The sequence below is a fragment of the Georgenia phoenicis genome (genome assembly GCF_047302425.1).
Classification (GTDB): domain Bacteria; phylum Actinomycetota; class Actinomycetes; order Actinomycetales; family Actinomycetaceae; genus Oceanitalea.
Genome location: NZ_CP154855.1, coordinates 581,498 through 606,048, shown reverse-complemented (window position 1 = coordinate 606,048; position 24,551 = coordinate 581,498). Strand labels below are relative to the sequence as shown.

The following is a 24,551-nucleotide window of genomic DNA, read 5'->3' as shown; positions in this document are numbered from 1 at the left end:
GTCATCAGCTCAGCGGCGGCGCGTCGCGCCCTTGTTCGTGATGCCCAGGTAGATGCTGATGAAGAGAATCGCGGCCACGATCGAGATCGCCCAGCGGATCCAGTCGATGCCGCCCGTGTCGTCCACGCCCAGCGCACCGGCCAGCCAGTAGCCGACGAGGGCACCCGCCACACCGAGGATGATGGTCCACAGGATGCCGAGGTTCTGGTCGCCCTTCATGAAGAGCCGGGCGAGCGCGCCGATGACGGCTCCGAAGATGATGAGACCGATGATCTCCATGGCATTCCTTCCTCTCACTGGGCGCCACCATGGTGGTGACGCCGGGTGTTCGTCCGGAATCGTGGCACGCGCCCCGAGGGCCCGCACTCCGAGAGGGCTCAGTCCGGTTCGACGCCGACGGCGAGGGCCAGGTGGTCCGACACCGGCAGCCGGACCGTGCTCGCCTCACCGGCGGCCCGTAACCCCGGGCCGGCGAGCACGTGGTCGAGCTGCCGGCGGGGGCGCCGGGCACTGAAGGTGGCCGCCTGGGCCAGGCCCCGCATGCCAGTGACCCGGGCGGCGTCGTCGGGGCCCATGTTGAGGTCGCCGAGGAGGAGGTGCGGACCGGGCAGGGTGCGCAGCGCCCACGCGGACTCCGCGAGCTGGCGGCGCGCGACGGGCGGGGCGACGGACAGGTGCGTGCAGCCCACCGTCACCGGGCCGAAGGGGGCCTGGACGACGGCGGCGAGCAGCACCCGCGGCTGGTCGAGCCGCACCTGGAAGCCCAGGCGGGTGTCGGCGGGGGCGACGCGGACCGGGCCGGGCCGCAGCGGCCGCACGTGCCAGGAGCTCACCGGCCAGCGGCTGAGGAGGGCGACGCCGTAGCCGGCGTCGTCGGGGACGTCGGAGGGGACGGGACGGCGGCGCAGGCCCCGGGTGGAGCCGGCGAAGGCCGCCGCGAAGCGGTGCCAGCGGAAGCCGAGCGCCTCGGCGACGACCGCCGTCTCGTCGATGCGGCCGCTGCGGGCCTGGCCCTTGTCGACCTCCTGGAGGGCGAGGACGTCGCCGGGCAGGTCACGGAAGGCGGTGGCGAGGCGCTCGGCGGCTCCGCCGTCGCCCACGAGCGGGTGCCCGTGCTGGATGTTCGACGTCACGACCAGCACGGGCAGCGTCTCAGCTCGCGTCGAAGGTCAGCGCCACGGAGTTCATGCAGTAGCGGTCCCCGGTGGGGGTCTGCGGCGCGTCAGGGAAGACGTGGCCGAGGTGGGAGTCGCAGCGGGCGCAGCGCACCTCGGTACGGACCATGCCCAGGCTGCGGTCCTCGAGGAGGGTGACCGCGTCGGAGTCCTGGGGGGAGAAGAAGCTCGGCCAGCCGCAGTGGGCGTCGAACTTCGTCGAGGAGCGGAAGAGCTCGGCGCCGCAGCCGCGGCAGCGGTAGACGCCCTCGCGGTCCTCGTGGAGGAGCTCGCCGGTGCCCGGCCGCTCCGTACCTGCCTCGCGCAGGACGTGGTACTCCTTCGGGGAGAGGCGCTCGCGCCACTCCTCCTCGCTCAGCGCCACCTTGGTGAACGCCACGCGCTGGTTGTCGGTGCTCATGTCTCCATCTTGCGCCTGCTCCGGCCGGGAAGTCACGTCGACGTGCCCGACTGCACGACGAGCTGCTTGCCGAAGACGTGGGTCACATAGGGGTTGTCCTCGTAGGGCTCGACGGGCTCGTAGCCGGCGGCCACGTAGAGCCCGCAGGCCTCGACGAGCGACTCGTTGACGCCGAGCAGCACCCGCCGTCCCCCGAGCGAGCGGGCGCGGTTCTCCAGGGAGGACAGGAGGAACCTGCCCAGGCCGTGGCCGCGGACGTCGGGCTTGAGCCACATGCGGCGGATCTCGACGACGCCCGGCTCGAGCACGTGGACGGCACCGAAGCCGACGACGTCGCCCGTGGCGACCTCGCTGAGCAGCATGAAGTCCCCGCGCGGCGGGGTGACCTCGGCGGGGTCGGCCGCCTGCGCGAAGGACGGGTCGATGTCGATGCGGTCGCTGAGCTCGGCGAGGTAGGCGCGCATCGCCTGCGCGGCGGCGTCACTGCCCGCCTGGCCCTCGAGGACCCGCACCGGTGGGGCCCCCGTGGCGCGGCGCGTCCGGCCTGCCGTTCCCTCCATCGCCACAGTGTGCACCTATCCCCTGCGCCGTGTCCTGCCCGGTCCTAGGCTCTCGCCATGGACCAGCAGGCGGTGCTCAGGCCCCGGCTGTGCGTGCTCGCGCCCACCCCGCTGCTCATGGTCGAGGTGGAGCCGGGCGAGGACGAGGAGTACGAGCACTCCGCCGACCTCCACCTGCACCCGGGCGGCCAGGGCCTGTGGGTGGCGAGGATGGCGATCTCGCTGGGCGCCGAGGTCACCGTGTGCGGCCCCTTCGGCGGGGAGGTGGGGGCCGTGCTGGCCCACATGCTCTCCGAGGAGAAGCTCACCGTGCGGGCCGTCCCGTACAACGCCGGCAACGGTGCCTACGTCCACGACCGCCGCGGCGGCGACCGCGCGACCCTCGCCCACATGGTCCCGCCGCAGCTCACCCGCCACGAGCTCGACGACCTCTACGGCACCGTCCTCGTCGAGGCGCTCGAGTCCGATGTCCTCGTCCTCACCGGCGCCGAGCCGGACCGGGTGCTGCCCGCCCGCTTCTTCTCCCGGCTGGTGCGGGACGTGCGCAGCGTGGACAAGCCGATCGTCGCGGACCTCTCGGGTGACGCCGCGAAGGCAGCCGCCTCCGAAGGGCCGACGGTCCTCAAGATGAGCCACGAGGAGCTCCAGGCCGCCGGCCTCACCACCGGCGACTCCGTCGAGGAGCTCCAGGCGGCGGGGCGGCGGCTGGTGGAGCAGGGGGTGGAGGCGATGCTCATCTCCCGCGCCGGGGAGCCCACGCTCCTCGTCACGGCGGAGTCGACCCGGCTGCTCGTCGGACCGGTCGTCACGCCGCTCGACCACCGCGGCGCGGGCGACTCGATGACCGCGGGGGTCGCCGTCGCGCTCGGCCGGGGCGCCACCGTGGGCGAGGCCGCCCGGCTGGGCGCCGCCGCGGGCGCGCTCAACGTCACCCGCCGCGGGCTGGGGACCGGCCGCCGGGAGCAGATCGAGCGCTTCGCCGGGCGCATCGGCATCGAGACCGTCCCCGAGAGCGGGGAGGGCTGAGCCGTGCGCGTTCTCATCACCAACGACGACGGCATCAAGTCCCCCGGACTCGTCGTCCTCGCCGAGGTCGCGCTCGAGGCGGGCTGCGACGTCGTCGTCGCCGCGCCGCACCGGCAGTACTCGGGGGCTAGCGCCTCGCTCACCTCGCAGGAGGTGGACGGGCGGCTCGCGCTCGTCGACGCCCGCCCACCCGGTCTGCCCGACGGCGTGCCCTCCTTCGGTGTCAAGGCCGCCCCCGCCCTCATCGCCTTCGTCGCCGCCTACGGCGCCTTCGGCGAGCGCCCCGACCTCGTCATGTCGGGGGTCAACCTCGGCGCCAACACCGGCCGGGCAACCCTCCACTCGGGGACGGTGGGCGCCGCCTTCTCGGCGGCCACCCAGGGGATCCCGGCGCTGGCGGTGTCGATCGCCTCCGCCGACCCCCAGCACTGGGCAACCGCCCGCCTGGTGACCACGCACGCCTTCGCCTGGCTGCGCGAGCAGCCCGAGGACGAGGAGCGCGTGCTCAACGTCAACGTCCCCGACATCCCCGTCGAGCAGCTGCGCGGCCTGCGCCCGGCGCGCCTGGCGAGCTTCGGCGCCGTCCAGGCCCGGGTGAGGGAGAAGGGCAAGCACCACGTCATGCTCACGTACTCCGGCGTGGACGCCCGCGACGAGCCGGGCTCCGACCACGATCTCCTCACCCGCGGCTGGGCCACCGCCACCCTGCTCACCGCTCCGTACGACGAGCCGGGCGAGACCGTCCTGCCGAGCTTCGAGGGCCGCGGCTCGGCACCGGTGACGGTGGACGTCGGCGCGGGGACGGTGATGACCGCCAACGACGACCGGCCCAGCGGGGAGATCACCGACGACTGAAGGTCACCGCGCCCCGCTGGGCCGCCGTCGTCAGTCCTCCTCGTCGACCTCGTCCTCGGCCGGTGCGCCGCCGCGCGCCTTGCGGCGGGACTGGACGGCCATGCCGACGGCGGCGATGAGCAGCCCGGCACCTCCGCCGACGACCCCTCCCCTGAGGCCCGAGGCCAGCGCGCCCGAGTCGAGGTCGGGGGTCCCGAGGTCGAGCAGCCCGTGGCCGGTGAAGACCGTGTAGGCGAGGGCGGCGATGACGACGGCCATGCCGCCGAAGACGATGAGGCCGGCGTTCCGCTTGAGGGCGGGCTCGGCGCGGAAGGCGAGGTCACTGATCCTCACCCCGCGGCGTTCCGCGTACCAGGCCGTCGCCCAGCTCTGCAGCCCGATGAGGAGCAGCAGCACCACCGGGAGCAGGAGCTGCCCGAGCACCGCCGTGACGACTGCCACGGCGATGGAGACGTAGATCGTCAGCATGTAGCCGAAGGTCGTCGCCTCCATGAAGACGGCGCGCTCGCGCTCGTCGCCGTAGCTCGCGCTGTCCAGGGCGAGCAGGCGGTCGGCCGCCCGGTCACGTGCGCCGTAGGTGCTCTTCATCATCGTGCCTCTCCTGTGGTGGTGTTCTCGTCCTCGGCGAACAGCTGCTCGACGGTGGAACCGAGCGCGCGGGCGATCCGCAGCGCGAGGTAGACCGACGGCGCGTAGTCGCCCTGCTCCACGGCGATGACCGTCTGCCTGCTCACGCCGACGGCGGTCGCGAGCTCGGCCTGCGTCAGGCGCTGCTCACGGCGCCGGCGGCGGACCGGGTTGTCCGTGCCGCTCGAGGCGACTGCTCGGGGGCTCATGGCTCGATGTTAAGGAACCTTGACACTCAACGTCAAGAGTCATTGACATTTTTCGTGAAGCATCCTTGACATGCCGCGCCGCTGTCAGTCGTGGAGCCGGACCTCGGTCGCCTTGTGGCCGCGCGGCTCGAGCTGGAGCGTGGAGTGCTCGACGTCGAAGTGGCCCTCGAGGCAGTGCTGGAGCGCGTCGAGCACCACGCAGAACCGGTCCGGGTCGAGCACCTCGTCCTCGACGACGACGTGCGCCGAGACCACCGGGACCCCGGAGGTGATGGTCCAGGCGTGGAGGTCGTGGACGGTGACGACCCCCTCGACCTCGCACATGTGCTCGCGCAGCTCGGTGAGGGACACGTCCTCCGGCGCCGCCTCGAGCAGGACGCGCGCGACGTCCCGCAGGAGGAGGAGTGCGCGCGGGACGATGAACGCACCGAGGGCCACGGAGGCGACGGCGTCGGCCTGGGTCCACCCGGTCAGGGCGATGACGGCGGCGGCGACGAGGACGGCGACCGAGCCGAGCAGGTCCCCGAGCACCTCGAGGTAGGCGCCGCGCACGTTGAGGCTCTCCCCGCGCCCACCACTGAGCAGCCGCAGGGAGACGAGGTTGGCGATGAGCCCGACGACGCCGACGACGACCATGAGGCCGGTCCGGATCTCCGGCTCGGTCCCGAACCGCCCGACCCCCTCGACGATGACGACGACGCCGACGACGAGCAGGATGACGCCGTTGACGAGCGCGGCGAGGATCTCGGCCCGCTGCCAGCCAAAGGTCCACCGCCCGCGAGCGGGCCGGGAGGCGATCCACGTGGCGGCGAGCGCCAGGCCGAGCGCGGCGGTGTCCGAGAGCATGTGCCCGGCGTCGGCCAGGAGCGCGAGCGAGCCGGACAGCCACCCACCGACGGCCTCGACGACCATGACGGTGGCGGTGACGAGGAAGGCCCCGAGCAGCCGTGAGCGGTGGCCCGCGCCGGCGGTGTGGTGGTCGTGGCCCACGTCAGCCCCAGCCCAGCTCGTGGAGACGCTCGTCGTCGATGCCGAAGTGGTGGGCGATCTCGTGGACGACCGTCACCGCGACCTCCTCGACGACCTCCTCAACGCTCTCGCACATGCGCAGGGTGGGGCCGCGGAAGATCGTGATGCGGTCCGGGAGGGAGCCGGCCGCCCACCAGGAGTCGCGCTCGGTGAGCGGGGTCCCCTCGTAGAGGCCCAGCAGGTCTGGGTCCCCGGCGTCGGCGGGCGGCTCGTCCTCGACGAGGACGACGACGTTGTCCATCTGCGCCGTGAGCTCGGGCGGCACGAGGTCCAGGCCGTCGCTCACGGCCTCCTCGAACTCGGCGCGGGACATCTCGACCATGAGCCCATCATCGCCCACCGGCCGGCGCCCGAGCAGGCCCCGCGGCAACGTGCTGCAGGACACACGCAGGCGTTTTGCTCCCGGCGCACTTCTCCCCCTATGCTGATGGAGGTCTTGGGGCGCCTCGGCGTCACGGGCGTCCGAACGGGCCCCCATCGTCTAGCGGCCTAGGACCCCGCCCTTTCACGGCGGTAGCACGGGTTCGAATCCCGTTGGGGGTACGAACAGCAGAACAAGCAGGAAGCCTTACCACAAGGCCCCGTAGCGCAGTTGGTTAGCGCGCCGCCCTGTCACGGCGGAGGTCGCGGGTTCAAGTCCCGTCGGGGTCGCGGCGGAAGGCCCGGTCAGAACACTGGCCGGGCCTTCGCTCACCAGGCTCTGTAGCTCAGTTGGTAGAGCGTTCGACTGAAAATCGAAAGGTCACCGGATCGACGCCGGTCGGAGCCACAGCAGAAAGCCCCCTCGGGAAGTTCCGAGGGGGCTTTCTCCGTGCTGGGGCTACGGCACTCGGCGCAGGCCGATCGTGTCCCTGCCGTCCCCGTCCCAGTCACCGGCGAAGGCCTCGTCGGTCTCCCGGCCGTAGGCCATGACCCGCGACGCCTCCCCGCCCCGCAGGGCGTTGTTGACGTAGTAGGTCCGCCCGCGGCGCACGGCGAAGGCGTCCTCGCCGTCGCCGTCCCAGTCGCCGACGAGGACCTCGTCGCCGAGGCGGCCGTAGGCGAAGGAGATGTCGGCGGTACCGCCGGCGATCGTGTTCTTCACGTAGAACGTCGTCCCGCGCCGCACGGCGAAGGTGTCGCGGCCGTTGCCGTCCCAGTCACCGACGAGCACCTCGTCGTCGGGACGCCCGTAGGCGACGACGCGGTCGGCCGGGCCGCCCACCAGGCTGTTCTTTACGTGGAGCTCCCTGCCGCGGCGGACCGCGAGGGTGTCCTCGCCGTCGCCGTCCCAGTCGCCGACGAGGACCGCGTCGCCGGGACGCCCGTAGGTGAAGGTCGTCTCCGCGGCGCCACCCCGCGGGGCATTGCTGACGAAGAACTGGTTGCCCCGGCGCACCGCGATGCTGTCGCGCCCGTCGCCGTCCCAGTCACCGACGAGCACCTCGTCGGTGAAGCGTCCGTAGACGAAGGCGTGGTCGGCCACGCCTCCGCCCCACCCGTTGGTGAGGAAGAAGCCGTAGCGGGGCTCCGGGGCGGGGCCGGGCACCCCCTCGACCGTGACGGGCACCCGGATGGTCGTGCCGGTGGGTGCGGCCTCCATCTCCAGCGTGTACTCCCCGTCCAAGCCGGCCGGCACGGTGAAGGTCACGGTGGCCGCGCCGTCGGTGACGGGCGCGGTGTGCACGGGCGCACCCCGCTCACCGTCCGCGCCGACGAGGTAGACGGCGAGCTCGGTGTTCTCCGGGCTGCCGAGTGAGGTGAGGTCCAGCCGGCTGACCTCGAAGGAGACCCGCTGGCCGGCCGTCAGCTCGGAGGGCAGCGGCGTCACCACCGTGGACCGGCGGGCGAAGTCCGGGGAGAGTGGCGAGTTCGCCTCGATGTACTCGATCCAGGCGTCCCGGTCGACGAGGCCCGTGTCCTGCACGTCGGTGGCCTCACGGAAGACCGTGAAGTTGTCACCGCCCTGCGCGAGGAAGGAGAAGGTGCCGATCCGGTACTCGGCAGCCGGGTCGATCGGGGCGCCGTCGATCGTCACCGAGGTGATCCGTTCCCCGGGCTCGGCATCCGGGTCCAGGGTGTAGGACACGTTGTCCGACAGACCGAGGTGCAGGAAGGGGTTGGACGCCGTCGAGGGCTGCCACTGCTGCTCGAGCATGGTGACGAACTGCTCGCCCGTCAGGGTCACCGTCCAGAGGTTGTTGACGAAGGGCAGCACGGCGTTGGCCTCGGCGAAGGTGATCTCGCCGTTCTCGCCGAGGAGCAGCTCGGCGCGCAGCCCACCGGGGTTCACCACGCCGATCTCCGCGGCACCCAGACGCTCCTCGCTCAGCTTGTCCCGCAGGACGTTGGCGACGAGGTTGCCCAGCGTGGACTCCCTCGTCCGGTCGTCGCGGACGAGCTCGCCCGCGGCGTTCGTCGTGTGCGCCGTCGTGATGTCGTCGCTCACCGCGCCGACGACGACGCTGCCGATCTCCTCGGCCTCGGCGAGCGCGGCGTCGAGGATCGTCTGGACCTCCTCGACCCGCGGGTAGGTCTCGACCAGCTCCTCGTAGTGCACCGTGGTCATGGGCACGTTCCGCTGCTCGTAGTCGACGACCTCGTTGCTCTCGGGGTCGACGGTGAGGACGACCTGGGAGATGTACGTGCCGTAGCTCTCGCCCTGGATGACGGGCCGCAGCGCGGCACCGTCGGTCCCGGGCACCGGGCCGTCCCATGCGTAGACCTCGTGGGTGTGGCCGTTGAAGATGACGTCCACGTCCGCGCTGGTGCCGTTGACGATGCCCGCGAAGACCTCGCTCGTGGCGACCTGCTCCTCCAGCGTCGAGCCGGAGCCGGCCGGTGCACCCTCGTGGAAGGACGCGACGATGACGTCGGCCGCGCCGCTCTCGCTCAGCTCGCCCGCCACGCGGTTGACCGCGTCGACCGGGTTGCCGAACGTGAGCCCCTCGATACCGCCGGGGGTCACGAGGGTCGGTGTCTCCTGGGTGACGACGCCGATGACCGCGACGGTTACGCCGTCGACCTCGAAGGTGTCGTACTCCGGCAGCGCGGGCTCACCGTCCGGGCCGTAGACGTTGGCCCCGAGGTGCTTGAAGTCGGCCCAGTCGGTGACCTGGCCGGTGAGGTTGTCGAAGCCGGCGTCGAACTCGTGGTTGCCGACGTTCGACACCGCGACGTCCAGGGCGTTGAGGACGTCGATGGTCGGCTTGTCCTCCTGCACGGAGGAGGTGAACAGCGAGGCACCGATGTTGTCACCGGACGACAGGAGGAGCGTGCTGCCCTCTCCCGCCTCGGCGCGCAGCTCCTCGATCGTCCCCGCGAAGGAGAGCGTCGCGTTGCTGACGACGCCGGTCTGCCGGTTGGTGACGTAGTCGTTGAGGCGGCCATGGAAGTCGTTGAAGGCGAGCAGGTTGATGTCGACAGTGTCCGGCTCCTGGACCAGGTCGAGCCCCACGATGACGGGGTCGTGGTCGCTGGAGCGGTACGGGCTCTCGTCGTACAGGTCCGTGACGTTGTAGTTGCGCCGGCTGTACTCGAGCGCGATCGCCTCGTAGGCGTTGATGTTCCAGATGTCCGCGCCGGTGACCAGGCCCTCGGCCGCCTCGTTGCCGAGGACGTGGTCGAGAGAGCCGACGAGGCCGTCGAAGAGGTAGGTGCTCTCCTCCGTCCTCTCCTGGGCGATGTTGATGTACCCGGCGTCGTAGAGGACGTGCATCGGGTCCTCCTGGGTGTAGGAGTTGAAGTCACCGAGGAGGAAGACGTTCTCGGTGCCCAGCTCCGTCACGAGCTCGTCGGCGAAGGCCGCCAGGGCCTGGGCCTGCAGGACCCGGGAGTGGTTCGACGCGCCCTGGCCGTCGCCCTGGTCGGCGTCCTCGCCCTCCCCGGAGCCCTTCGACTTGAAGTGGTTGGTGATGGCGACGAAGGTCTCGGCGCCCTCGACGACCTCACCCTCGCCGTCGACCGGTGCGAAGTGCTGGGCGAGCGGCTCACGGGCGTTGTCGAAGGCCGGGACGTCGAGGATCCGTGACTCCCCCACCGGCGTGACGGCGTCACGCTGGTAGATGAAGGCGTTGCGGATGACGTCCTCGTCCTCGGGGACGGTGCTCGGTGAGGGCACGAAGGCCCACACCGGCGCCCCCGCCTCCGCGTTGAGGGCGTCCACGAGGCGGCCGAGCGCGACGTCGCGGTCACCGGCGTCGTTGAACTGGCGGGAGTTCTCGATCTCCTCGAGGGCGACGACGTCGGCGTCCAGCGCCGTGAGCGCGGCGACGATCTTGGCCTGCTGCCGCTCGAAGTTCTCCGCGTCGTAGGCGCCGCGGGGGTCGCAGCGGTTGTTCGTGACCGGGTTGCCCTCGCGGTCGTCGTAGGTGCTGTTGCACGCGACGTCGGTGCCGAGCGTCGTGAAGTAGTTGAGGACGTTGAAGGAGGCGATCGTCGTGTCCCCGCCGACCGCCTCGGGAGCAGCGGTGCGGGTGTTCTCGAAGGTGGCCGGCGACTCGTCGTTCGCGCCGGTCACCTGGGTGGTCGGCTGGAAGTTCCACTGGAAGCGGTAGTCGAGGATCACCGGCTCGCTGAAGGTGACCGCTGCGCCGACCCTCACCGGGCTCTCGGTGCTGAGGTACGGGAGCGGGGTCTCGTGGGCCCCGTTGTCGAAGTCCGTGTAGTCCCAGCTCGAGCCGTCGTCGAGGGTGACGGCGCGGGCGTCGCGGTCCGCGACGGCGGCCTGCGCCTCCGGGGACCCAGGACGCCCGACGTCGGTGGGCTGGCGGAGCAGCTCCTCACCGGAGGCGAGACCGACGCTGCCGTAGCGGTTGGTCGAGTACGTGTCGGTGACGACGTACCCGCCCTGCGGCTCGACGAGCATGCCCTCGTAGCGCTCGCGCTCCTCGTCGGTAGCGGGGAAGGCGATAGCGGCGGGCTTGGGCGCCTCGGCGGGCTCGCCGAGCACGGTCCACGTCACGTCGGTCAACTGCGTGAGGTCGAAGTACTCGCCTGCCGTGCCGGTGACCTCGACAAGGGTGCCGACCTGCGCCTCAACGACCCTTGCGGGGTCGTAGACGAAGATGCCGTGCGAGGCGCTGTGGTTCTCCAGGTCCGCTCCGGTGCCGGCGGTCTGGATGTAGAACCCGTTGAAGCCACCCTCGGGGTAGACCGCCGTGACGACGCCTCGGGTGGTGACCGGCAGCCCGTCGTACGGGGTCGTGTCACCCGAGCCCTGGATCTCGGCGATCGTCACGTCCACGGGCTCAGGCGGCGGCGGTGGAGCGGTGTTCACCGCGCCGAAGCTGCTGGGGTGGGGGCCGATCCACTCGCCGTCGAGCCGCTGGAGCGACTGGCCGGCCGGGTTGCTCCCCTGCGCGACACCGATGTCGGTGCTCGTGACACCTGCCGCCGGACCGGCTGTCGGCGTGAGGACCCCCTCGTAGGAGAGGAACTCGACGAGCGCCCCCTCGGCGTCGACGAGAGCGACGCCGTCGGCCTCGCCGTTCTGGATGCCGTTCTGTGGGTACTCCTGGACGAGGACGCCGGAGTCGTCGATGACGCCGTCGAGCTCCTTTGTGTCGTACACGGCACCGTTGCCGCCGTTGTACAGGACGATCTGCCAGCCGGTGAGGTCGGCCCCGGCCGGCGCCTGGACCTCGATGGCCTCGCCGACGTCGTCGCCGGCGTTGTCGTAGTGGATCTCGCTGATGAACACCGGTCCGTCGCTCATGAGCGCGGCGGCTGGGGTGACGGCGACGAGCGGGGTGAGGACGAGCGAGACCGCCCCGACGGCGGCCACACCCCCTCGACTGCGAGTAGTGGACCTGCGGGGGACTCGACTCACTGGTGCTCCTTCTCCGGCCACGGGCCGGCGGTGAGGGTGCGCACAACGTCGGGCGCACGGAGGGGCAAGCCGTCCCATGATGTGACAGGGCCCACAGCACAGTCAACGTCTCACTCACCGAGACGCCGAGAGTTCACCGGCCTGCCAGAATGCGTTCACCCGCACACCCAGGCCAGGCAACGAGGTGCACCGCACGCCGTTGACGGCAATCATGGGGCGTGCATGAGCAGGACGACGGCGCCACGGCGCGGGAAAGAGGAAGTCGCGTGAGCACTGCGGAACCGCAGCACTTCGGAACCGGTCACGAGCCGCCAGGGCGCCCCACCGTCGGCGAGCTGGTCGCCCGCGTGTCCGACCAGTTCTCGCGCATCCTGCGCGGGGAGCTCGAGCTGATCCAGGTCAAGGCGACCGAGAAGGCCAAGAAGGTGGGCGTCGGCGCGGGCCTGCTCGCCGGTGCCGCGCTGTTCGGCTTCTTCGCCTTCGCCCTCCTCCTCACCACCGCCGTGCTGGGCCTGGCCGAAGCGCTGCCGGCGTGGCTGTCGGCGCTCATCGTCGCGGTGGTGCTTCTCGTCATCGCCGGCGTCCTCGCCCTCCTGGGCAAGAAGCAGATCCAGGCGGGCCCGACGCCGTCGGCCGAGGAGACCAAGGCCAACCTCAAGGCCGACATCGACGCAGTGAAGAAGGGGCTCAGCTCATGAGCGGCCAGGAGAAGCGCACGCCCGAGCAGATCGAGGCGGACCTCGCGCGCACCCGCCAGGAGCTGGCCAGCTCCGTCGACGAGCTGAGCACGATGCTCGACCCGCGCGAGCAGCTCAAGGACGCGAAGTCGAACCTCAAGGCCGCCCTGGCACGCACGCGGGAGTCGGCGCAGCACGCGGCCAAGGGCGCCGGGGCGAAGGCCCAGTCCCTCCTGGACGACGTCAAGGGCGGCGACCCCAAGGCCATCGGGATCGTCGGTGCGGGCGTGGCGGCGCTCGCCGTCGTCGCCAAGCTGGCGACGCGGCGCTCGGACTAGCCGCTCAGCCGGTGGGCTGCTCCGCGCCCAGGCCGTTGGCGAGGAGCAGCTCGTCGACCTCGCTGCGCCGGTAGCGCCGGTGCCCGCCGAGGGTCCGCACCGCCGTCAGCTTGCCGGCGTTCGCCCAGCGGGTGACCGTCTTCGGGTCCACGCGGAAGCGGGCCGCCACCTCACCGGGGGTCAGAAGTGTCTCCTCGCGGTGGTTGTCGTCCATGATGCACCTCAGTTCCGTCACGGCTCGCGGATCGCCTCACGCGCCTGACGATCACGCTAACTCGCCCGAATCGGGCGAAAAGCGGACGATGGTCCCACGTCGGGACGGCCCGGGTGCGCCTCGCCGGCTCCCACGTAGTGAGGGGCCACACCACGGCCGGATGGTCGAACCGGCGCTCGACCATGTACCGTGGGCACCACGAACCATGACCACATAACTGGGGCCGCATCGACACCGTCGGTGCCTGCCCCTCTTCTACGTTGGAGGGGGTCGACGCCATGGGGCGCGGCCGTCAGAAGGCCAAGCAGACGAAGGTCGCTCGCCGGCTGAAGTACTACAGCCCGGAGACCGACTACCAAGCTCTCGAGAGGGAGCTGGCGTCGCAGAGCCATGACCGGGACATGCACGACTTCGAGATCCCCTCCGCAGAGGATGACGACGACTGGCGTCTCCGCTCGGACTAGGTTCACCGTCGCCCACGGCGACGGCGTGACAGCGATCCCCAGGTCGCCGATCCCCGCGAGGGACGCGGCGACCTGGGCTGATCCGTGCGCTCAGCTGCGGTAGCTGCCGTGCATGCGCACGGCGCCGCCCCGCATGCCCTTGGTGCCGGTGACGACGTCGCCGTCCTGGTCGGTGGGGCGCTCGACCGTGCCCAGCTGCCACGCGTCGATGCTGGCCGCCTGCGCGGTCCGCACGGCCTGCTCGGCGGCCGCCGGCGCGAGCACCGCGACCATGCCGACGCCGAGGTTGAGCGTCTGCTCGAGGTCCGCCCACTCGACGGGGCCCAGGCGGCGCACGACGTCGAAGACGGCCGGCACCTGCCACGAGCCGCGCTCGACGTGCCCGACGAGACCGGCGGGCAGCACGCGGGCGAGGTTCGCGGCGAGGCCGCCACCCGTGACGTGCGAGAGGGCGTGCAGGTCGTCGTCCTGCGCGAGCTCCAGGCACAGCCGCGTGTACAGGCGGGTGGGCTCGAGGAGCTCCTCCCCCACGGTGCGGCCGAGCTCGGCGACCTCACGCTCCAGCGACCAGCCGCTGACCTCGAGCACGCGCCGGACCAGGGAGTAGCCGTTGGCGTGCAGGCCGGAGGAGGCGAGGGCGACGAGGACGTCGCCCTCCTCGACCCGCTCCGGGCCCAGCACCCGGTCGGCCTCGACGACGCCCGTCGCGGCACCGGCGACGTCGTACTCGTCCGGGCCGAGGAGGCCGGGGTGCTCGGCCGTCTCCCCGCCGACGAGAGCGGTGCCGGTGAGCGCGCAGGCCTCGGCGATGCCGCGGACGATGTCGGCGATCCGCTCGGGCACGACCCGCCCGCAGGCGATGTAGTCGGTCATGACGAGCGGCTTCGCGCCGACGACGACGATGTCGTCGACGACCATGCCGACGAGGTCGTGGCCGATGGTGTCGTGGACGTCCATCGCCTGGGCGATGGCGACCTTCGTGCCGACGCCGTCGGTGGACGTGGCAAGCAGCGGGCGGCGGTACTCGCGCAACGCGGAGGCGTCGTAGAGGCCGGCGAAGCCGCCGGCGCCGCCGACGACCTCCGGCCCGTGGGTGGCGCGCAGGGCGCCCTTCATCAGCTCGACGGCGCGGTCGCCGGCCTCGGTGTCGACGCCGGCGGCGGCGTAGCTGATCGGGGTACGGCTCTCGGTGCTCACTGCGCTCCAGCAATCGTCAGGGACCCCGGGTGGCGGGGCGGGAGGACCTGGTAGTCACGCCGCTCGGCCGCGGCCTCGGCGTCCTCGACGGGCACGGGGTACTCGCCGGTGAAGCAGGCGGTGCACAGCCGGGCGCGGGGCACCGCGGTGGCCTCGATCATCCCGTCGGTGGAGATGTAGCCGAGGCTGTCGGCGCCGAGGGAGGCACGGATCTCCTCGATGCTCATCCCGTTGGCGATGAGCTCGGCCCGGGTGGCGAAGTCGATGCCGTAGAAGCACGGCCACTTGACGGGCGGGGAGGAGATGCGGACGTGGATCTCGGCGGCCCCGGCCTCGCGCAGCATCCGCACGAGGGCGCGCTGGGTGTTGCCGCGGACGATGGAGTCGTCGACGACGACGAGCCGCTTGCCCTCGATGACCTCGCGCAGCGGGTTGAGCTTGAGCTTGATGCCGAGCTGGCGGATCGTGTCGGTCGGCTGGATGAAGGTGCGCCCGACGTAGGCGTTCTTCACCAGGCCCTGCGCGAAGGGGATGCCCGACTCCTGGGCGTACCCGATCGCGGCCGGGGTGCCGGAGTCCGGGGTAGGGATGACGAGATCGGCGTCGACGGGGTGCTCGCGGGCCAGCGCCCGGCCCATCTCGCTGCGCGCGGCGTTGACCGAGCGGCCGGCGATCTGCGTGTCGGGGCGCGCGAGGTAGACGTACTCGAAGACGCAGCCGCGCGGCTGCGGCTTGGCGAAGTGCTGGGAGCGCAGGCCGTCCTCGTCGATGACGACGAGCTCGCCCGGCTCGATCTCCCGCACGAAGGTCGCCCCGACGATGTCGAGGGCCGCCGTCTCCGAGGCGATCGCCCAGCCGCGCTGGAGGCGGCCCAGGACGAGCGGCCGGAAGCCCTGCGGGTCGCGCGCCGCGTAGAGGGAGTGCTCGTCCATGAAGACGAGCGAGAACGCGCCCTCGAGCAGGGGCAGCACGTTCATCGCCGTCGCCTCGAGGGAGCCGGTGCCGGCGCCCTCCCCGGCGAGGAGGGCGGTGATGACGGCGGTGTCGGTCGAGCTGCCGCGTCCGAGCTCACCCGTGAGGTCGGTGCCGGAGCGCTCCCGGACGAGCTCCATGAGCTGGCGGGTGTTGGTGAGATTGCCGTTGTGGCCCAGGGCGACCGTCCCGGTGCCCGCCGGGCCGAGGGTCGGCTGCGCGTTCTCCCACGCGCTGGCCCCCGTCGTCGCGTAGCGCACGTGCCCGACGGCGATGTGGCCCTGGAGCGCGGAGAGCGTCTGGTCGTCGAAGACCTGGGAGACGAGGCCCATGTCCTTGTAGACGAGGAGCTGCTCACCGTTGCTCGTCGCGATGCCCGCCGACTCCTGGCCGCGGTGCTGGAGGGCGTAGATCCCGAAGTACGTGAGCCGGGAGACCTCCTCCCCCGGTGCCCAGACCCCGAAGACCCCGCACTCGTCCTGGGGAGGGGCCTCCCCCGGGAGCAGGTCGTGACTCAGCCGTCCGTCTCCGCGTCGCACGTGTGCATGGTCCCACACCTGCGGCCCGCGTGACGGGGGCGGTCAGACAGGTGAGAAGCGCACCGTCCGGGTGGGCACGTCGACCTCGTCCAGACGTACGGCCACCTGCTCACCGAGCGGCAGCTCGGGGGCGTGGACGGTCGCCTCGACGGCGGGCTCGGCGATGAGGACGGTGCCGCGCACGCCGTCGTCGTTCTCGTCGACCTCGACGACGACGCCGCGGAACTCCTCCCCGACCCTCGCCTCGAGGACGAGGGCCTCGACGGCGTCGACGGCGCCGCGCTCGTAGCGTCCGGCCCGCTGGGTGCTGCGGGCCATGGCCCGGGGCAGGGTGGGCAGCGCCTCGTGGACCCACTCCGGGACGGGCTCGTCCGCGCAGGCGGCGCGGCAGACCTCGAGGCCGGCGCGGTCGACGAGGCGGCGCAGCGGCGCGGTGACGTGCGCGTAGTGCGCGCCGATGGCGGCGTGCCGGGTGTCACCGTCGTCCTCCTCGCCCAGGACGGCGTAGCCGGCGCCGCGGAAGAGCGTCGTCGCCTCGGTGAGGAAGGCGGCGTGCGCGGGGACGGCGGAGTCGAGGGCGGGGAGCAGGTCGGAGTAGGAGACCTCCGCGGGCCAGTCGATGCCCAGGCCGCGGGCGGTGCGGCGCAGGCGGGCGAGGTCCCGCGGGTCGGCGGGCGGGAGGGTCCGCAGGATGCCGACGCCCGTCGCGCGCATGATCTCGGCGGCGCAGATGCCGGTGAGCAGGGAGAGCTGGGCGTTCCACTCCTCCACGGGCAGCGTGGCGCGGAAGGCGAGGGTGTACCCGCCGTCGCGCGCGACGACCTCCTGCTCGGGGATCTCGAGGGAGACGCCGCCGCGGGCCCGCTCCCGCGCGAGGCGCAGCTCGCCCACGCGGCGCAGCAGCCCGGGCAGGGTGGCCGGGACCGCCGCGTCGCTGCCGCCGTCGACGACCCGCTGGACCTGCTCGTAGGTCAGCTGCGCGCGGCTGCGGACCAGGGCGCGGCGGACGGTGGCCCCGGTGACGGCGCCCTCGGCGTCGAGGGCGATGCGCCACAGGTAGGCGGGGCGGTCCTGGCCGGGCAGGAGGCTCGCGGCGCCGGCGCTGAGCGCCTCGGGGTGCAGCGGTGTGGAGCCGGTGGGGCCGTAGACGGTGACGCCGCGCTCCTGGACGGCGGTGTCGAGGGCGCCGCCGGGCGTGACGAAGGAGGCGAGGTCGGCGATGGCGTAGTGGACGACGACGCCGTCGCCGTCCTCCTCGAGGTGGACGGCCTGGTCGAGGTCGCGGGCGCCGGCCGGGTCGACGGTGACGAGGGGCAGGTCGCGGGCGTCGGGCAGCGCGGGGAGCGGGCGCCGGGCGGCCTCCTCGGCCTCCCGCAGCGCCTCGGCCGGGAAGCCGTCGGGGATCTCGAGCTCGGTCCGCAGCCGGTCGAGGGACTCGGCGACGCGCGCGGGTGGGGCCGGGAGGTGGAGCTGGCGCAGGGGCACGCCGCGGTCAGTCCCGGCCACGGCGGCGCAGCGAGCGGCGGTCGGCGACGAGCGCCCAGGCGAGGCCGGCGAAGACCCCGACGGTGCCGGTCGCGAGCAGGAGCAGGAGGAAGAGCGTGCCCGGTTCGAGGGTGTCCGTCCCGATCGGCAGGAACGTCAGCACGAGGGCGACCAAGGCGCCGGCCAGGAAGCCGACGACGCCGAAGCCTCCGTAGCGGGGAGCGCGGCGCACCCGGCTCGGGTCGGCGACGTCGACGGCGCGCGCGACCGGCGCGTCTGCGTCGGGGACAGCCTCGGGTGACGGGGCGGAGCTGGGCGTGTCGGGACTACTCACCCCGCCAACCTACCCCCGCGCCGCTACCGGGTGATGAGCGGGAGGACGCCGGACAGGTCCGCGCGGATCCCCGAGGCGCTGACCCTGCCGGACCGGCGGGCCTCCTCCCACGACGTCAGGCCGGTGGCGAGGCGCAGCCAGGTCTCCATGTCGGTCTCGACGACGTTGGGCGGCGTGCCGCGCGTGTGGCGGGGCCCGGCGATGGCCTGGACGGCCATGGCGGGCGGTACCCGCACCTCCACCGAGTTGCCCGGCGAGCCCACCGCGAGCTCCTCCAGGGTGAAGCGCACCGCGGTGCGGACGACGGCGGCCGGCACCCGCTCGCCCGCGTCCTGCGCGCTGCGCCACTGGCGCAGCGCAGCCATGCCCTCGCCCGGGTCGATGCGTCGTCGTGCCACGGACTTACCGTATCCGTGGCCCCGACTGCGCCGCAGTGGCGGCTCAGGACCGTCCGGCGGCGCCCGGCAGGTGCAGCACGGCGGCGACGGTGTCCCGTAGCCCCACCGGCACGTCGACGACGGCGCCACCGGTCGCCGGACCGGCGCCGAGCCACCTGGCACCCTCGGGCAGCGAACCACCCGAGGCCACGAGGTCCGCCGCGAGGGTGATCTCGGTGCGCGCGGGGTCGAGCACGTGGACGTAGAGGTCGTCGTCACGACGCGTGTAGGCCGTCTCCGCGCCGTCGCCGTGACGTCGCCACGGTCGCGTGCCGTACACCGCCTCACCGTTGCCGGCCATCCACCGGCCGAGCGCTCGCAGCCGCTCACGCTGCAGCTCCGGGAGCGACCCGTCCGCTCGTGGCCCGACGTTGAGCAGCAGGTTGCCGTTCTTCGACACGACATCGACGAGGAGGTGGATGAGCTCGCGCTCGGAGACCGTCTGCTCCGGACCTTCGTTGCGGTTGTGCCCGAACGACCAGCCCAGACCTCGAGTCGCTTCCCAGGGCACCGCCATCGTCTCGGGCACGTGGGAGTACTCACGGGTGAGGAAGCCGTGCGCCGGCACGCCCCAGCGATCATTGACGACGCCGTCCGGGACTGCTGCCAGGTACTCACGCAGCAGCGCGGCAAGACCGTCGGGGCCGTCCGTCTTGCCTGCATCGGGCCAGTCGATGTCGTTCCACAGCACCGCCGGGCGGAAGCGTTCGACGAGCTCGCGCAGCTGGGCGGCGGCGTACCGGGCGAAGGAGCCGTCGTTGCGGCGGTAGCGGAAGAGATCGGTGTCCGACTCGATCGGAGGGTGATCGGCGACGTGCCAGTCGTGGGCACCGGAGAAGTACAGTCCCAGGCGGGCGCCGGCGGCAGCGGTGGCCTCGGCGATCTCCGCGATGAGGTCCCGCCGCGGGCCTCGGCGCAGCGCGTTGAAGGGCGTCGTCGCCGTCCCCCACAGGCAGAAGCCGTCGTGGTGCTTCGTCGTCGGAACGACGTACCGGCCGCCGGCCGCGACGAGCTCGCCCACGAGGGTGGAGGCGTCGAAGCCGTCGACGGTCCACAGGTCCGCGAGGTCCTCGTAGGAGACGCCGACACCGTACTCCTCCTCATGGAAACGGCGCGTCGGGCTGCCGGGGATACGGACGGTGTTCGCGTACCACTCCGCGTACTGGTGATGGGTATAGGCGTCCTCGATCGGCACAGGGACCGAGCCTGGCGGAGTGCCCCAGGCCGGGACGGAGTACAGGCCCCAGTGGACGAAGAACCCGAGCTTGGCGTCGCGGTACCACGCGGGCACCTCGAGCTCCGGGTAGGTGGGTGCCGCAGCGCCGAGGTCGGGGCCGGTCCTGGTCTCGAAGTTGAGCATCACGCCTCCTGCGGCAGCATCACCGCGTCACACATCCGATGTCTCTATCAGTGTCCCCGACCACCCCGTCGGAGCACAAACCGCCCACCAGCCAGCACGCAGCTCCCCTCATCGGACGTTGGGCGTACTACGACGCAAGAGACCCGATGTCAGGGGTCGTCGTCGACTAGGCTGATCTCATGGCCGTGACCGATGACGCGATCCAGGCGATCCGCGGGATGATCCTCAGCGGTGAGCTGGCACCCGGCGATCGGCTCCCTCCCGAGGCCGCTCTCAGCGAACGCCTGGGACTGTCCCGCAACTCGCTGCGTGAGGCCGTCAAGGCGCTCGCCCTTATCCGTGTGCTCGATGTCCGCCAGGGCGACGGCACCTTCGTCACGAGCCTCGCCCCCAGCACGCTCGTCGAGGCGCTGTCCTTCATCATCGACCTGCACCAGGACTCCTCGATCGTCGACCTGCTCGGCGTCCGTCGGATCCTCGAACCGGCAGCGGCCGAGATGGCGGCGGGTCGTCTGAGCCCCAAGGAGCTCGCGCACCTGGCCGTGCTCGTCGAGTCGACCGGCCCCGAGTCCTCCATCGACGAGCTTGTCGCCGCAGACCTCGAGTTCCACCGGACGATCAACCGGGCCTCGGGCAACGCGTACCTGGCCGCGACGCTCGAGGGCATCTCGAGCGCCACGACTCGGGCACGGACGTGGCGGGGCATCACCGAGGCGGGAGCGGCCGACCGCACGCTCGCCGAGCACCGCGCCATCCTCGACGCCCTCCGGGAGGGCCGTCACGACCTCGCCCGCGCCTGGTCCACCGCCCACGTGGCGGGTGTGGAGATGTGGGTGAGTCGGCAGGTCGACCGTGAGGGCGCGCCGGCGCGTCAGACGCCGTAGACGCGCCGCGCGGTACCGGCGAGCAACGCGTGCCGTTCGCCGGGAGCCAGCTCGGCCGCCAGCTCGAGGAGGGGTCCGACGGACCCTGCGTAGTCGCCCGCCTCCGGTGCGATCGGATAGTCGCTGCCGAGCATGAGCCGGTCGGCCCCGAAGGCGTCGAGCGCGACATCCCACGCCGGCCGCGCGGTCGCGGCGGACCAGGGGACGCCGGGAGCCGTGCTCGTCGCGAGACCCGAGACCTTCGCGACCGTGCCGGGGCGCGCGGCGAGCTCGCGGACGAGGCGCCGCCAGCGGTCCAGGTCCTCCCCCAGGGGCGGCTTTCCCAGGTGGTCGAGGACGACGACGAGGCCCGGCACCGCGTCGACGACGTCGGCGGCTTGTGCCAGGAGGTCGGGGTAGGCGTCGGGGACGTCGAGCGGAAGCCCCGCGTCGCGCACGAGCGCTAGCGACGCCCGCACCGGAAGGCGCGTGAGGAGCTGGGGGTCCGGGTCGTCGTGGAGGAGGTGACGCACCCCGACGTGGCGGGCATCCCGCTCGGCCAGCGCCGTGGCCACCGCCTCCGGGCTGCGCAACGGCAGCCAGCCGACCACGCCCCGCACCCACCCGCCGGCAGCGTCTGCCTGGGCAAGGAGCCACTCGGTCTCCACGGCCGTGTCCGCGGCCTGGACGAGGATCGCGCCCTCGACCGGTACACCGGTCCTCGCGGCGCACCTCTCGGCCGCCCGACGGGCGTCATCGACACCGAACCGGGCGTGCAGCGCCCCGGCGGCCGGGGTGAGCCACCCGTAGTCGAGCACGGCGGGGTCCCACACGTGCAGGTGCGCGTCGATCACCTCGGACCGCCGACCGTGTCGAGGGCGGCCCACAGCTCCTCGGGCACCGGCGTGCTCACCCAGTGGGTGAGCTCGGCAACCTCCCGCGGCGAGCGCAGACCGACAGTGACGTTGGCGACGGCCGGGTGGCGTAGGGGGAAGTGCACCGCCGCGTGCGGGAGGGTGACGCCGTGCTCCTCGCACACGTCGGCCAGCCGGTGGGCGCGTTCCAGCACCTCCCGGCCCGCCGGGCCGTACTCGTACGTCGCCCCCGGCGCGGGCCGCGGCGTCGCGAGCAGGCCGGAGTTGAGCACGCCCACCGCGACGACGGCGACGCCGCGCTCGGCGCACAGGTCGAGCAGCCCACGCGCCGCCTCCTGCTCGAGCAGCGTGTACCTCCCGGCGAGCATGACGACGTCGAGACCGCCCGCGCGCACGAGGGCCTCGAGCGCCGCGGCGGACTTCGAGCCGGCGCCCACGGCGCGCACGGCCCCCTCCTCACGGAGCGCGCGCAGGGTGGACACGGCGGCCCGCGCCTGCTCGGGTGTCCCGATCTCCTCGGGGTCGTGGAGGAGCGCGACGTCGACCCCGTCAAGACCGAGCCGTTCCAGGCTCTGCGCGAGGCTGCGCCGGACGCCGGCTGGGGTGAGGTCGGCACGGCGACGCAGCGTCGCGGGGACAAGGAACCCGTTGGCTGAGTCGTCGCGTCCCGGACGCCACCGCGGGTCCGGCTCGAGGACCCGCCCGACCTTGGTGGAGACGACCGCCTCCTCGCGCGGGCGTGCTCGCAGCGCGTCTCCGAGCCGACGCTCGGACAGGCCCAGCCCGTAGTGCGGGGCCGTGTCGAAGAACCGCAGGCCCGCGTCCCACGCCGCGTCGACGCACTCCCGGGCGGTGACGTCGTCGACCTCGGCGAAGAGGTTCCCGAGCGGCGCCGCACCAAGACCGAACCGCGGGAGGGCGAGGCCGCTCACGGGGTCCCGCCGCCCGCCGCGGGCCGGGCCGGCAGCTCCCACACCGCTCGGATACCGGCGTCGTCACCCGAGTAGTCGTCCTCCACCTCGAGCAGCTCGGCCATCCGCGCCTGCCACGGGACGTTCTCCGGGTGGTCGCGCAGGTAGGCCCGCATCGCGGCGTAGTCGTCACACTCGACGACGTGGAACAGCTCGCGCCCGGAGCGCCAGATGCGCCACGACCGGACGCCTGCCTCCCGGAGCGCGGCGTCGAGCCCGGGCGGCACGACCGCGTGGACCCGGTCGTACTCCTCCTCGCGGCCCGGCTTGAGCCGGGTGTGCAGCGCCACCGTCTGCGTGCCGGCCATCAGCGACCACCCAGCCCGGACATGGCGATGCCCTTGACGAGGTGCTTCTGCAGCGCGATGACGAGGACCGTCGTCGGGATCATCGAGATGATCGCCGCCGCCATCTGGAGGTCCCACCGCGTGCCGTTCTGGCCTGAGAAGGTCGCCAGGCCGATCGGCAGCGTGCCGAGCGTCGAGTAGTCGACGACGGCGATGAGCGGCCACAGGTAGCTGTTCCAGAAGCTCATGAACGTGAACACCGCGAGGACGGCCACGGCCGACTTGCCCAGTGGCAGGACGATCTGGAGGAAGCAGCGCAGGGGGCCGGCACCGTCGATCCGCGCCGCCTCCTCCAGCTCGAAGGGGATGCCCCGGTAGAACTGCCGCATGAGGAAGGTCCCGAACGCCGTGAAGGCGAAGGGGAAGATGAGCGAGGGGTAGCTGTTCACCCAGCCGAGCCACTGCATGACGATGAACATCGGCACGACGAGGACCTCCTGCGGCACCATGAGCGTGCCGAGGAACAGAAGGAAGACCACCTCGCGCGCCCGCCACCGCAGCCGGGCGAAGGCGTAGCCGGCCGTCGTCGAGACGATGAGCACGACGAGCGTCCCGGCAACCGCAACGAACAGCGAGTTGCCGATGTACCGGAGGAACGGCCCGTGCTGGAACACGTCGACGAAGTTGCTCCACCGCACTTCCGACGCGATGAGCGTCGGCGGCATGGAGAAGATCTCCTGGTTCGGCTTGAGCGCCGAGAAGAACGCGTACACCAGCGGCAGCGCGAACAGCAGCGCCGCGAGGACGACCGTGACGTGGGCGACGACGAGGCCGGTGCGCCCCTGCGGGCGCGGCACGTCGCGGCCCCCGCGGCGGCGCATCGGCACCCCGGGCAGGCCCGGTCCTGCCGTCGCGGTCGCCGTCTGCGGGAGCCTGGTTTCAGTGCTCATAGTGAACCCACCGCTTCTGCGCCTGGAACTGGAGCGCGGTCAGACCGATGATGAGGACGAACAGGACCCAGGCACCCGCGGCGGCGAGACCGAGCTGCTGGAACTGGAATCCCTGGTTGTAGATGAACATGACCAGCGGCAGCGTGGCGTTGCCCGGGCCGCCGCCGGTGAGCAGCTGCGGCTGGGCGAAGACCTGGAGCGAGCTGATCATCGTCATCACCGTGGCGAAGAAGATCGCCGGCGAGATCGAGGGGACGAGGATCGAGGCGATCATCCGCAACCCGGCCGCGCCGTCGATCCGGGCCGCCTCCACGACGGCGGGTGACACCTGCTCGAGCGCCGCCGAGAAGATGAGCATGTTGTAGCCCATGCCCTGCCACACCGACATGACGACGACCATGACCATGGCCCACTCGGGGTCGGCCAGGAAGTTGGGCAGCTCGTAGCCGAAGACCGACATCGAGATGCCGTTGAACAAGCCTTGCGGCTGGAGCAGCATCTTCCACACGAGGGCGTTCGCGACGATCGGCGTGACGACCGGGATGAAGAACAGCACCCGGAAGGCGCCACGGCCGCGGATGCGCGGGCCGAGCAGCAGCGCCAGGCCCAGCGCGATGGCGACGTTGGCCGGCACGTAGAGCAGGGTGAAGAGCGCGGAGTTGCGCAGCGCCGGCCAGAAGTCGGGGTTGGTGGTGAAGAGGTCGACGTAGTTGCCGATGCCGATGAAGCTCCGGTCGCCCCACGCCGGCCAGTCGAACAGGCTCATCACCACGGACAGGACGACGGGCACGGCCGTGAACAGGCCGAGGCCCGCCAGCGCGGGGCTGATGAAGCCCAACGCGTGGCGGGACTCGACCTTGCTCAGCGTGCTGCGGCGCCCGCGAGAGGACGTCATCTG

27 protein-coding genes and 3 tRNA genes are annotated in these 24,551 nt (G+C 72.2%); 9 read left to right on the top strand and 21 right to left on the bottom strand.

What is annotated here, in order from left to right; all coding sequences use genetic code 11:
* Window positions 1–9: 9 nt before the first annotated feature.
* The 4 genes from AA0005_RS03035 to AA0005_RS03020 all read right to left on the bottom strand — a co-directional run bounded on the left by AA0005_RS03035 (window position 10) and on the right by AA0005_RS03020 (window position 2,135).
* Window positions 10–279, bottom strand: coding sequence for a GlsB/YeaQ/YmgE family stress response membrane protein (locus tag AA0005_RS03035; RefSeq protein ID WP_413451952.1), 270 nt, complete (start codon window positions 277–279; stop codon window positions 10–12).
* Window positions 280–377: 98 nt separating this feature from the next.
* The gene (locus AA0005_RS03030; RefSeq protein ID WP_413451951.1) at window positions 378–1,133 is read right to left on the bottom strand and encodes an endonuclease/exonuclease/phosphatase family protein; all 756 of its coding nucleotides are present in this window, start codon (window positions 1,131–1,133) and stop codon (window positions 378–380) included.
* Window positions 1,134–1,152: 19 nt separating this feature from the next.
* Complete coding sequence (gene msrB / locus AA0005_RS03025; RefSeq protein ID WP_413451950.1) at window positions 1,153–1,575, bottom strand: peptide-methionine (R)-S-oxide reductase MsrB; 423 nt, start codon at window positions 1,573–1,575, stop codon at window positions 1,153–1,155.
* Window positions 1,576–1,607: 32 nt separating this feature from the next.
* Window positions 1,608–2,135 carry a GNAT family N-acetyltransferase gene (locus tag AA0005_RS03020; RefSeq protein ID WP_413451949.1) on the bottom strand — a complete coding sequence of 176 codons (528 nt, stop codon included), beginning with the start codon at window positions 2,133–2,135 and terminating at the stop codon, window positions 1,608–1,610.
* A gap of 57 nt (window positions 2,136–2,192) precedes the next feature.
* Here AA0005_RS03020 and AA0005_RS03015 point away from each other — a divergent pair, with 57 nt between their 5' ends.
* On the top strand, window positions 2,193–3,161 hold the full coding sequence (locus tag AA0005_RS03015) for a 1-phosphofructokinase family hexose kinase (protein WP_413451948.1): 969 nt from the start codon (window positions 2,193–2,195) through the stop codon (window positions 3,159–3,161).
* 3 nt (window positions 3,162–3,164) lie between these two features.
* Entirely contained in the window at window positions 3,165–4,016 is an 852-nt protein-coding gene (gene surE / locus AA0005_RS03010) for a 5'/3'-nucleotidase SurE (RefSeq protein ID WP_413451947.1), read from the top strand.
* Window positions 4,017–4,046: 30 nt separating this feature from the next.
* Here the strand turns inward: surE and AA0005_RS03005 are convergent, their stop codons facing one another.
* The 4 genes from AA0005_RS03005 to AA0005_RS02990 form a co-directional block, all read right to left on the bottom strand.
* Entirely contained in the window at window positions 4,047–4,607 is a 561-nt protein-coding gene (locus tag AA0005_RS03005) for a hypothetical protein (protein WP_413451946.1), read from the bottom strand.
* Window positions 4,604–4,852, bottom strand: coding sequence for a helix-turn-helix transcriptional regulator (locus AA0005_RS03000; RefSeq protein WP_413451945.1), 249 nt, complete (start codon window positions 4,850–4,852; stop codon window positions 4,604–4,606). The genes AA0005_RS03005 and AA0005_RS03000 overlap by 4 nt, the downstream gene beginning before the upstream one ends.
* Before the next feature lie 84 nt (window positions 4,853–4,936).
* On the bottom strand, window positions 4,937–5,842 hold the full coding sequence (locus tag AA0005_RS02995) for a cation diffusion facilitator family transporter (protein ID WP_413451944.1): 906 nt from the start codon (window positions 5,840–5,842) through the stop codon (window positions 4,937–4,939).
* Window position 5,843: 1 nt separating this feature from the next.
* Window positions 5,844–6,203, bottom strand: a complete 360-nt coding sequence (locus AA0005_RS02990) for a metallopeptidase family protein (protein WP_152188512.1) — start codon at window positions 6,201–6,203, stop codon at window positions 5,844–5,846.
* 148 nt (window positions 6,204–6,351) lie between these two features.
* Between AA0005_RS02990 and AA0005_RS02985 the strand changes: the two genes are divergently transcribed.
* The 3 genes from AA0005_RS02985 to AA0005_RS02975 all read left to right on the top strand — a co-directional run bounded on the left by AA0005_RS02985 (window position 6,352) and on the right by AA0005_RS02975 (window position 6,650).
* Window positions 6,352–6,424, top strand: a tRNA-Glu gene (locus AA0005_RS02985).
* A gap of 34 nt (window positions 6,425–6,458) precedes the next feature.
* Window positions 6,459–6,532, top strand: a tRNA-Asp gene (locus AA0005_RS02980).
* Window positions 6,533–6,577: 45 nt separating this feature from the next.
* Window positions 6,578–6,650 (top strand) — tRNA-Phe (locus AA0005_RS02975).
* A gap of 51 nt (window positions 6,651–6,701) precedes the next feature.
* Here the strand turns inward: AA0005_RS02975 and AA0005_RS02970 are convergent.
* Window positions 6,702–11,645 carry an ExeM/NucH family extracellular endonuclease gene (locus AA0005_RS02970; protein ID WP_413451943.1) on the bottom strand — a complete coding sequence of 1,648 codons (4,944 nt, stop codon included), beginning with the start codon at window positions 11,643–11,645 and terminating at the stop codon, window positions 6,702–6,704.
* Window positions 11,646–11,956: 311 nt separating this feature from the next.
* On the opposite strand from AA0005_RS02970, the gene AA0005_RS02965 reads away from it, so the two are divergent.
* Both AA0005_RS02965 and AA0005_RS02960 read left to right on the top strand, forming a co-directional pair.
* Complete coding sequence (locus AA0005_RS02965) at window positions 11,957–12,388, top strand: phage holin family protein (protein ID WP_413451942.1); 432 nt, start codon at window positions 11,957–11,959, stop codon at window positions 12,386–12,388.
* Entirely contained in the window at window positions 12,385–12,705 is a 321-nt protein-coding gene (locus AA0005_RS02960; RefSeq protein ID WP_413451941.1) for a DUF3618 domain-containing protein, read from the top strand. The genes AA0005_RS02965 and AA0005_RS02960 overlap by 4 nt, the downstream gene beginning before the upstream one ends.
* Window positions 12,706–12,709: 4 nt before the next feature.
* Here AA0005_RS02960 and AA0005_RS02955 read toward each other — a convergent pair whose 3' ends face one another.
* On the bottom strand, window positions 12,710–12,919 hold the full coding sequence (locus AA0005_RS02955) for a BldC family transcriptional regulator (protein WP_413451940.1): 210 nt from the start codon (window positions 12,917–12,919) through the stop codon (window positions 12,710–12,712).
* Window positions 12,920–13,197: 278 nt separating this feature from the next.
* On the opposite strand from AA0005_RS02955, the gene AA0005_RS02950 reads away from it, so the two are divergent.
* Window positions 13,198–13,383: a DUF3073 domain-containing protein gene (locus tag AA0005_RS02950; protein ID WP_110853207.1), complete on the top strand. Its 186-nt coding sequence runs from the start codon at window positions 13,198–13,200 to the stop codon at window positions 13,381–13,383.
* Between the two features lie 90 nt (window positions 13,384–13,473).
* Here AA0005_RS02950 and purM read toward each other — a convergent pair whose 3' ends face one another.
* The 6 genes from purM to AA0005_RS02920 all read right to left on the bottom strand — a co-directional run bounded on the left by purM (window position 13,474) and on the right by AA0005_RS02920 (window position 19,707).
* The gene (gene purM / locus AA0005_RS02945) at window positions 13,474–14,580 is read right to left on the bottom strand and encodes a phosphoribosylformylglycinamidine cyclo-ligase (protein ID WP_413451939.1); all 1,107 of its coding nucleotides are present in this window, start codon (window positions 14,578–14,580) and stop codon (window positions 13,474–13,476) included.
* Window positions 14,577–16,091, bottom strand: a complete 1,515-nt coding sequence (gene purF / locus AA0005_RS02940) for an amidophosphoribosyltransferase (RefSeq protein WP_413451938.1) — start codon at window positions 16,089–16,091, stop codon at window positions 14,577–14,579. Before purF ends, purM begins: the two co-directional genes overlap by 4 nt.
* Before the next feature lie 42 nt (window positions 16,092–16,133).
* Window positions 16,134–17,597 carry an RNB domain-containing ribonuclease gene (locus AA0005_RS02935; RefSeq protein WP_413451937.1) on the bottom strand — a complete coding sequence of 488 codons (1,464 nt, stop codon included), beginning with the start codon at window positions 17,595–17,597 and terminating at the stop codon, window positions 16,134–16,136.
* Window positions 17,584–17,910, bottom strand: a complete 327-nt coding sequence (locus tag AA0005_RS02930) for a histidine kinase (protein WP_413451936.1) — start codon at window positions 17,908–17,910, stop codon at window positions 17,584–17,586. Before AA0005_RS02930 ends, AA0005_RS02935 begins: the two co-directional genes overlap by 14 nt.
* A gap of 23 nt (window positions 17,911–17,933) precedes the next feature.
* Window positions 17,934–18,275 (bottom strand): sterol carrier family protein, encoded by a 342-nt coding sequence (locus AA0005_RS02925; RefSeq protein ID WP_413453054.1) that lies wholly within the window; start codon window positions 18,273–18,275, stop codon window positions 17,934–17,936.
* Window positions 18,276–18,351: 76 nt separating this feature from the next.
* On the bottom strand, window positions 18,352–19,707 hold the full coding sequence (locus tag AA0005_RS02920; protein WP_413451935.1) for an alpha-L-fucosidase: 1,356 nt from the start codon (window positions 19,705–19,707) through the stop codon (window positions 18,352–18,354).
* Window positions 19,708–19,886: 179 nt separating this feature from the next.
* Between AA0005_RS02920 and AA0005_RS02915 the strand changes: the two genes are divergently transcribed.
* Window positions 19,887–20,591 carry a FadR/GntR family transcriptional regulator gene (locus AA0005_RS02915; protein ID WP_413451934.1) on the top strand — a complete coding sequence of 235 codons (705 nt, stop codon included), beginning with the start codon at window positions 19,887–19,889 and terminating at the stop codon, window positions 20,589–20,591.
* Here the strand turns inward: AA0005_RS02915 and AA0005_RS02910 are convergent.
* The 5 genes from AA0005_RS02910 to AA0005_RS02890 are packed head-to-tail and all read right to left on the bottom strand — an operon-like array spanning window position 20,579 to window position 24,548.
* A complete protein-coding gene (locus AA0005_RS02910; protein ID WP_413451933.1) occupies window positions 20,579–21,424 on the bottom strand; it encodes an amidohydrolase family protein in 846 nt (281 codons plus the stop codon). The two genes, AA0005_RS02915 and AA0005_RS02910, sit on opposite strands and share 13 nt — an antisense overlap.
* Window positions 21,421–22,377, bottom strand: a complete 957-nt coding sequence (locus tag AA0005_RS02905; protein ID WP_413451932.1) for an aldo/keto reductase — start codon at window positions 22,375–22,377, stop codon at window positions 21,421–21,423. The genes AA0005_RS02910 and AA0005_RS02905 overlap by 4 nt, the downstream gene beginning before the upstream one ends.
* The gene (locus AA0005_RS02900; protein WP_413451931.1) at window positions 22,374–22,724 is read right to left on the bottom strand and encodes an L-rhamnose mutarotase; all 351 of its coding nucleotides are present in this window, start codon (window positions 22,722–22,724) and stop codon (window positions 22,374–22,376) included. The genes AA0005_RS02905 and AA0005_RS02900 overlap by 4 nt, the downstream gene beginning before the upstream one ends.
* Window positions 22,724–23,653: a carbohydrate ABC transporter permease gene (locus tag AA0005_RS02895; RefSeq protein WP_413451930.1), complete on the bottom strand. Its 930-nt coding sequence runs from the start codon at window positions 23,651–23,653 to the stop codon at window positions 22,724–22,726. The genes AA0005_RS02900 and AA0005_RS02895 overlap by 1 nt, the downstream gene beginning before the upstream one ends.
* Window positions 23,643–24,548 (bottom strand): carbohydrate ABC transporter permease, encoded by a 906-nt coding sequence (locus AA0005_RS02890; protein ID WP_413451929.1) that lies wholly within the window; start codon window positions 24,546–24,548, stop codon window positions 23,643–23,645. Before AA0005_RS02890 ends, AA0005_RS02895 begins: the two co-directional genes overlap by 11 nt.
* Window positions 24,549–24,551: the final 3 nt, after the last annotated feature.

Excerpts from the sequence above, each read along its gene's own strand:
- AA0005_RS02960 (WP_413451941.1), top strand. The coding sequence starts at position 12,385 with ATGAGCGGCCAGGAGAAGCGCACGCCCGAGCAGATCGAGGCGGACCTC.
- AA0005_RS02895 (WP_413451930.1), bottom strand. The coding sequence starts at position 23,653 with ATGAGCACTGAAACCAGGCTCCCGCAGACGGCGACCGCGACGGCAGGA.
- AA0005_RS02955 (WP_413451940.1), bottom strand. The coding sequence starts at position 12,919 with ATGGACGACAACCACCGCGAGGAGACACTTCTGACCCCCGGTGAGGTG.
- AA0005_RS02950 (WP_110853207.1), top strand. The coding sequence starts at position 13,198 with ATGGGGCGCGGCCGTCAGAAGGCCAAGCAGACGAAGGTCGCTCGCCGG.
- AA0005_RS02920 (WP_413451935.1), bottom strand. The coding sequence starts at position 19,707 with ATGCTCAACTTCGAGACCAGGACCGGCCCCGACCTCGGCGCTGCGGCA.
- msrB (WP_413451950.1), bottom strand. The coding sequence starts at position 1,575 with ATGAGCACCGACAACCAGCGCGTGGCGTTCACCAAGGTGGCGCTGAGC.
- AA0005_RS03035 (WP_413451952.1), bottom strand. The coding sequence starts at position 279 with ATGGAGATCATCGGTCTCATCATCTTCGGAGCCGTCATCGGCGCGCTC.
- AA0005_RS03020 (WP_413451949.1), bottom strand. The coding sequence starts at position 2,135 with ATGGAGGGAACGGCAGGCCGGACGCGCCGCGCCACGGGGGCCCCACCG.
- AA0005_RS03015 (WP_413451948.1), top strand. The coding sequence starts at position 2,193 with ATGGACCAGCAGGCGGTGCTCAGGCCCCGGCTGTGCGTGCTCGCGCCC.
- AA0005_RS03000 (WP_413451945.1), bottom strand. The coding sequence starts at position 4,852 with ATGAGCCCCCGAGCAGTCGCCTCGAGCGGCACGGACAACCCGGTCCGC.
- AA0005_RS02990 (WP_152188512.1), bottom strand. The coding sequence starts at position 6,203 with ATGGTCGAGATGTCCCGCGCCGAGTTCGAGGAGGCCGTGAGCGACGGC.
- AA0005_RS02890 (WP_413451929.1), bottom strand. The coding sequence starts at position 24,548 with ATGACGTCCTCTCGCGGGCGCCGCAGCACGCTGAGCAAGGTCGAGTCC.
- AA0005_RS03005 (WP_413451946.1), bottom strand. The coding sequence starts at position 4,607 with ATGATGAAGAGCACCTACGGCGCACGTGACCGGGCGGCCGACCGCCTG.
- AA0005_RS02925 (WP_413453054.1), bottom strand. The coding sequence starts at position 18,275 with ATGGCTGCGCTGCGCCAGTGGCGCAGCGCGCAGGACGCGGGCGAGCGG.
- AA0005_RS02900 (WP_413451931.1), bottom strand. The coding sequence starts at position 22,724 with ATGGCCGGCACGCAGACGGTGGCGCTGCACACCCGGCTCAAGCCGGGC.
- AA0005_RS02915 (WP_413451934.1), top strand. The coding sequence starts at position 19,887 with ATGGCCGTGACCGATGACGCGATCCAGGCGATCCGCGGGATGATCCTC.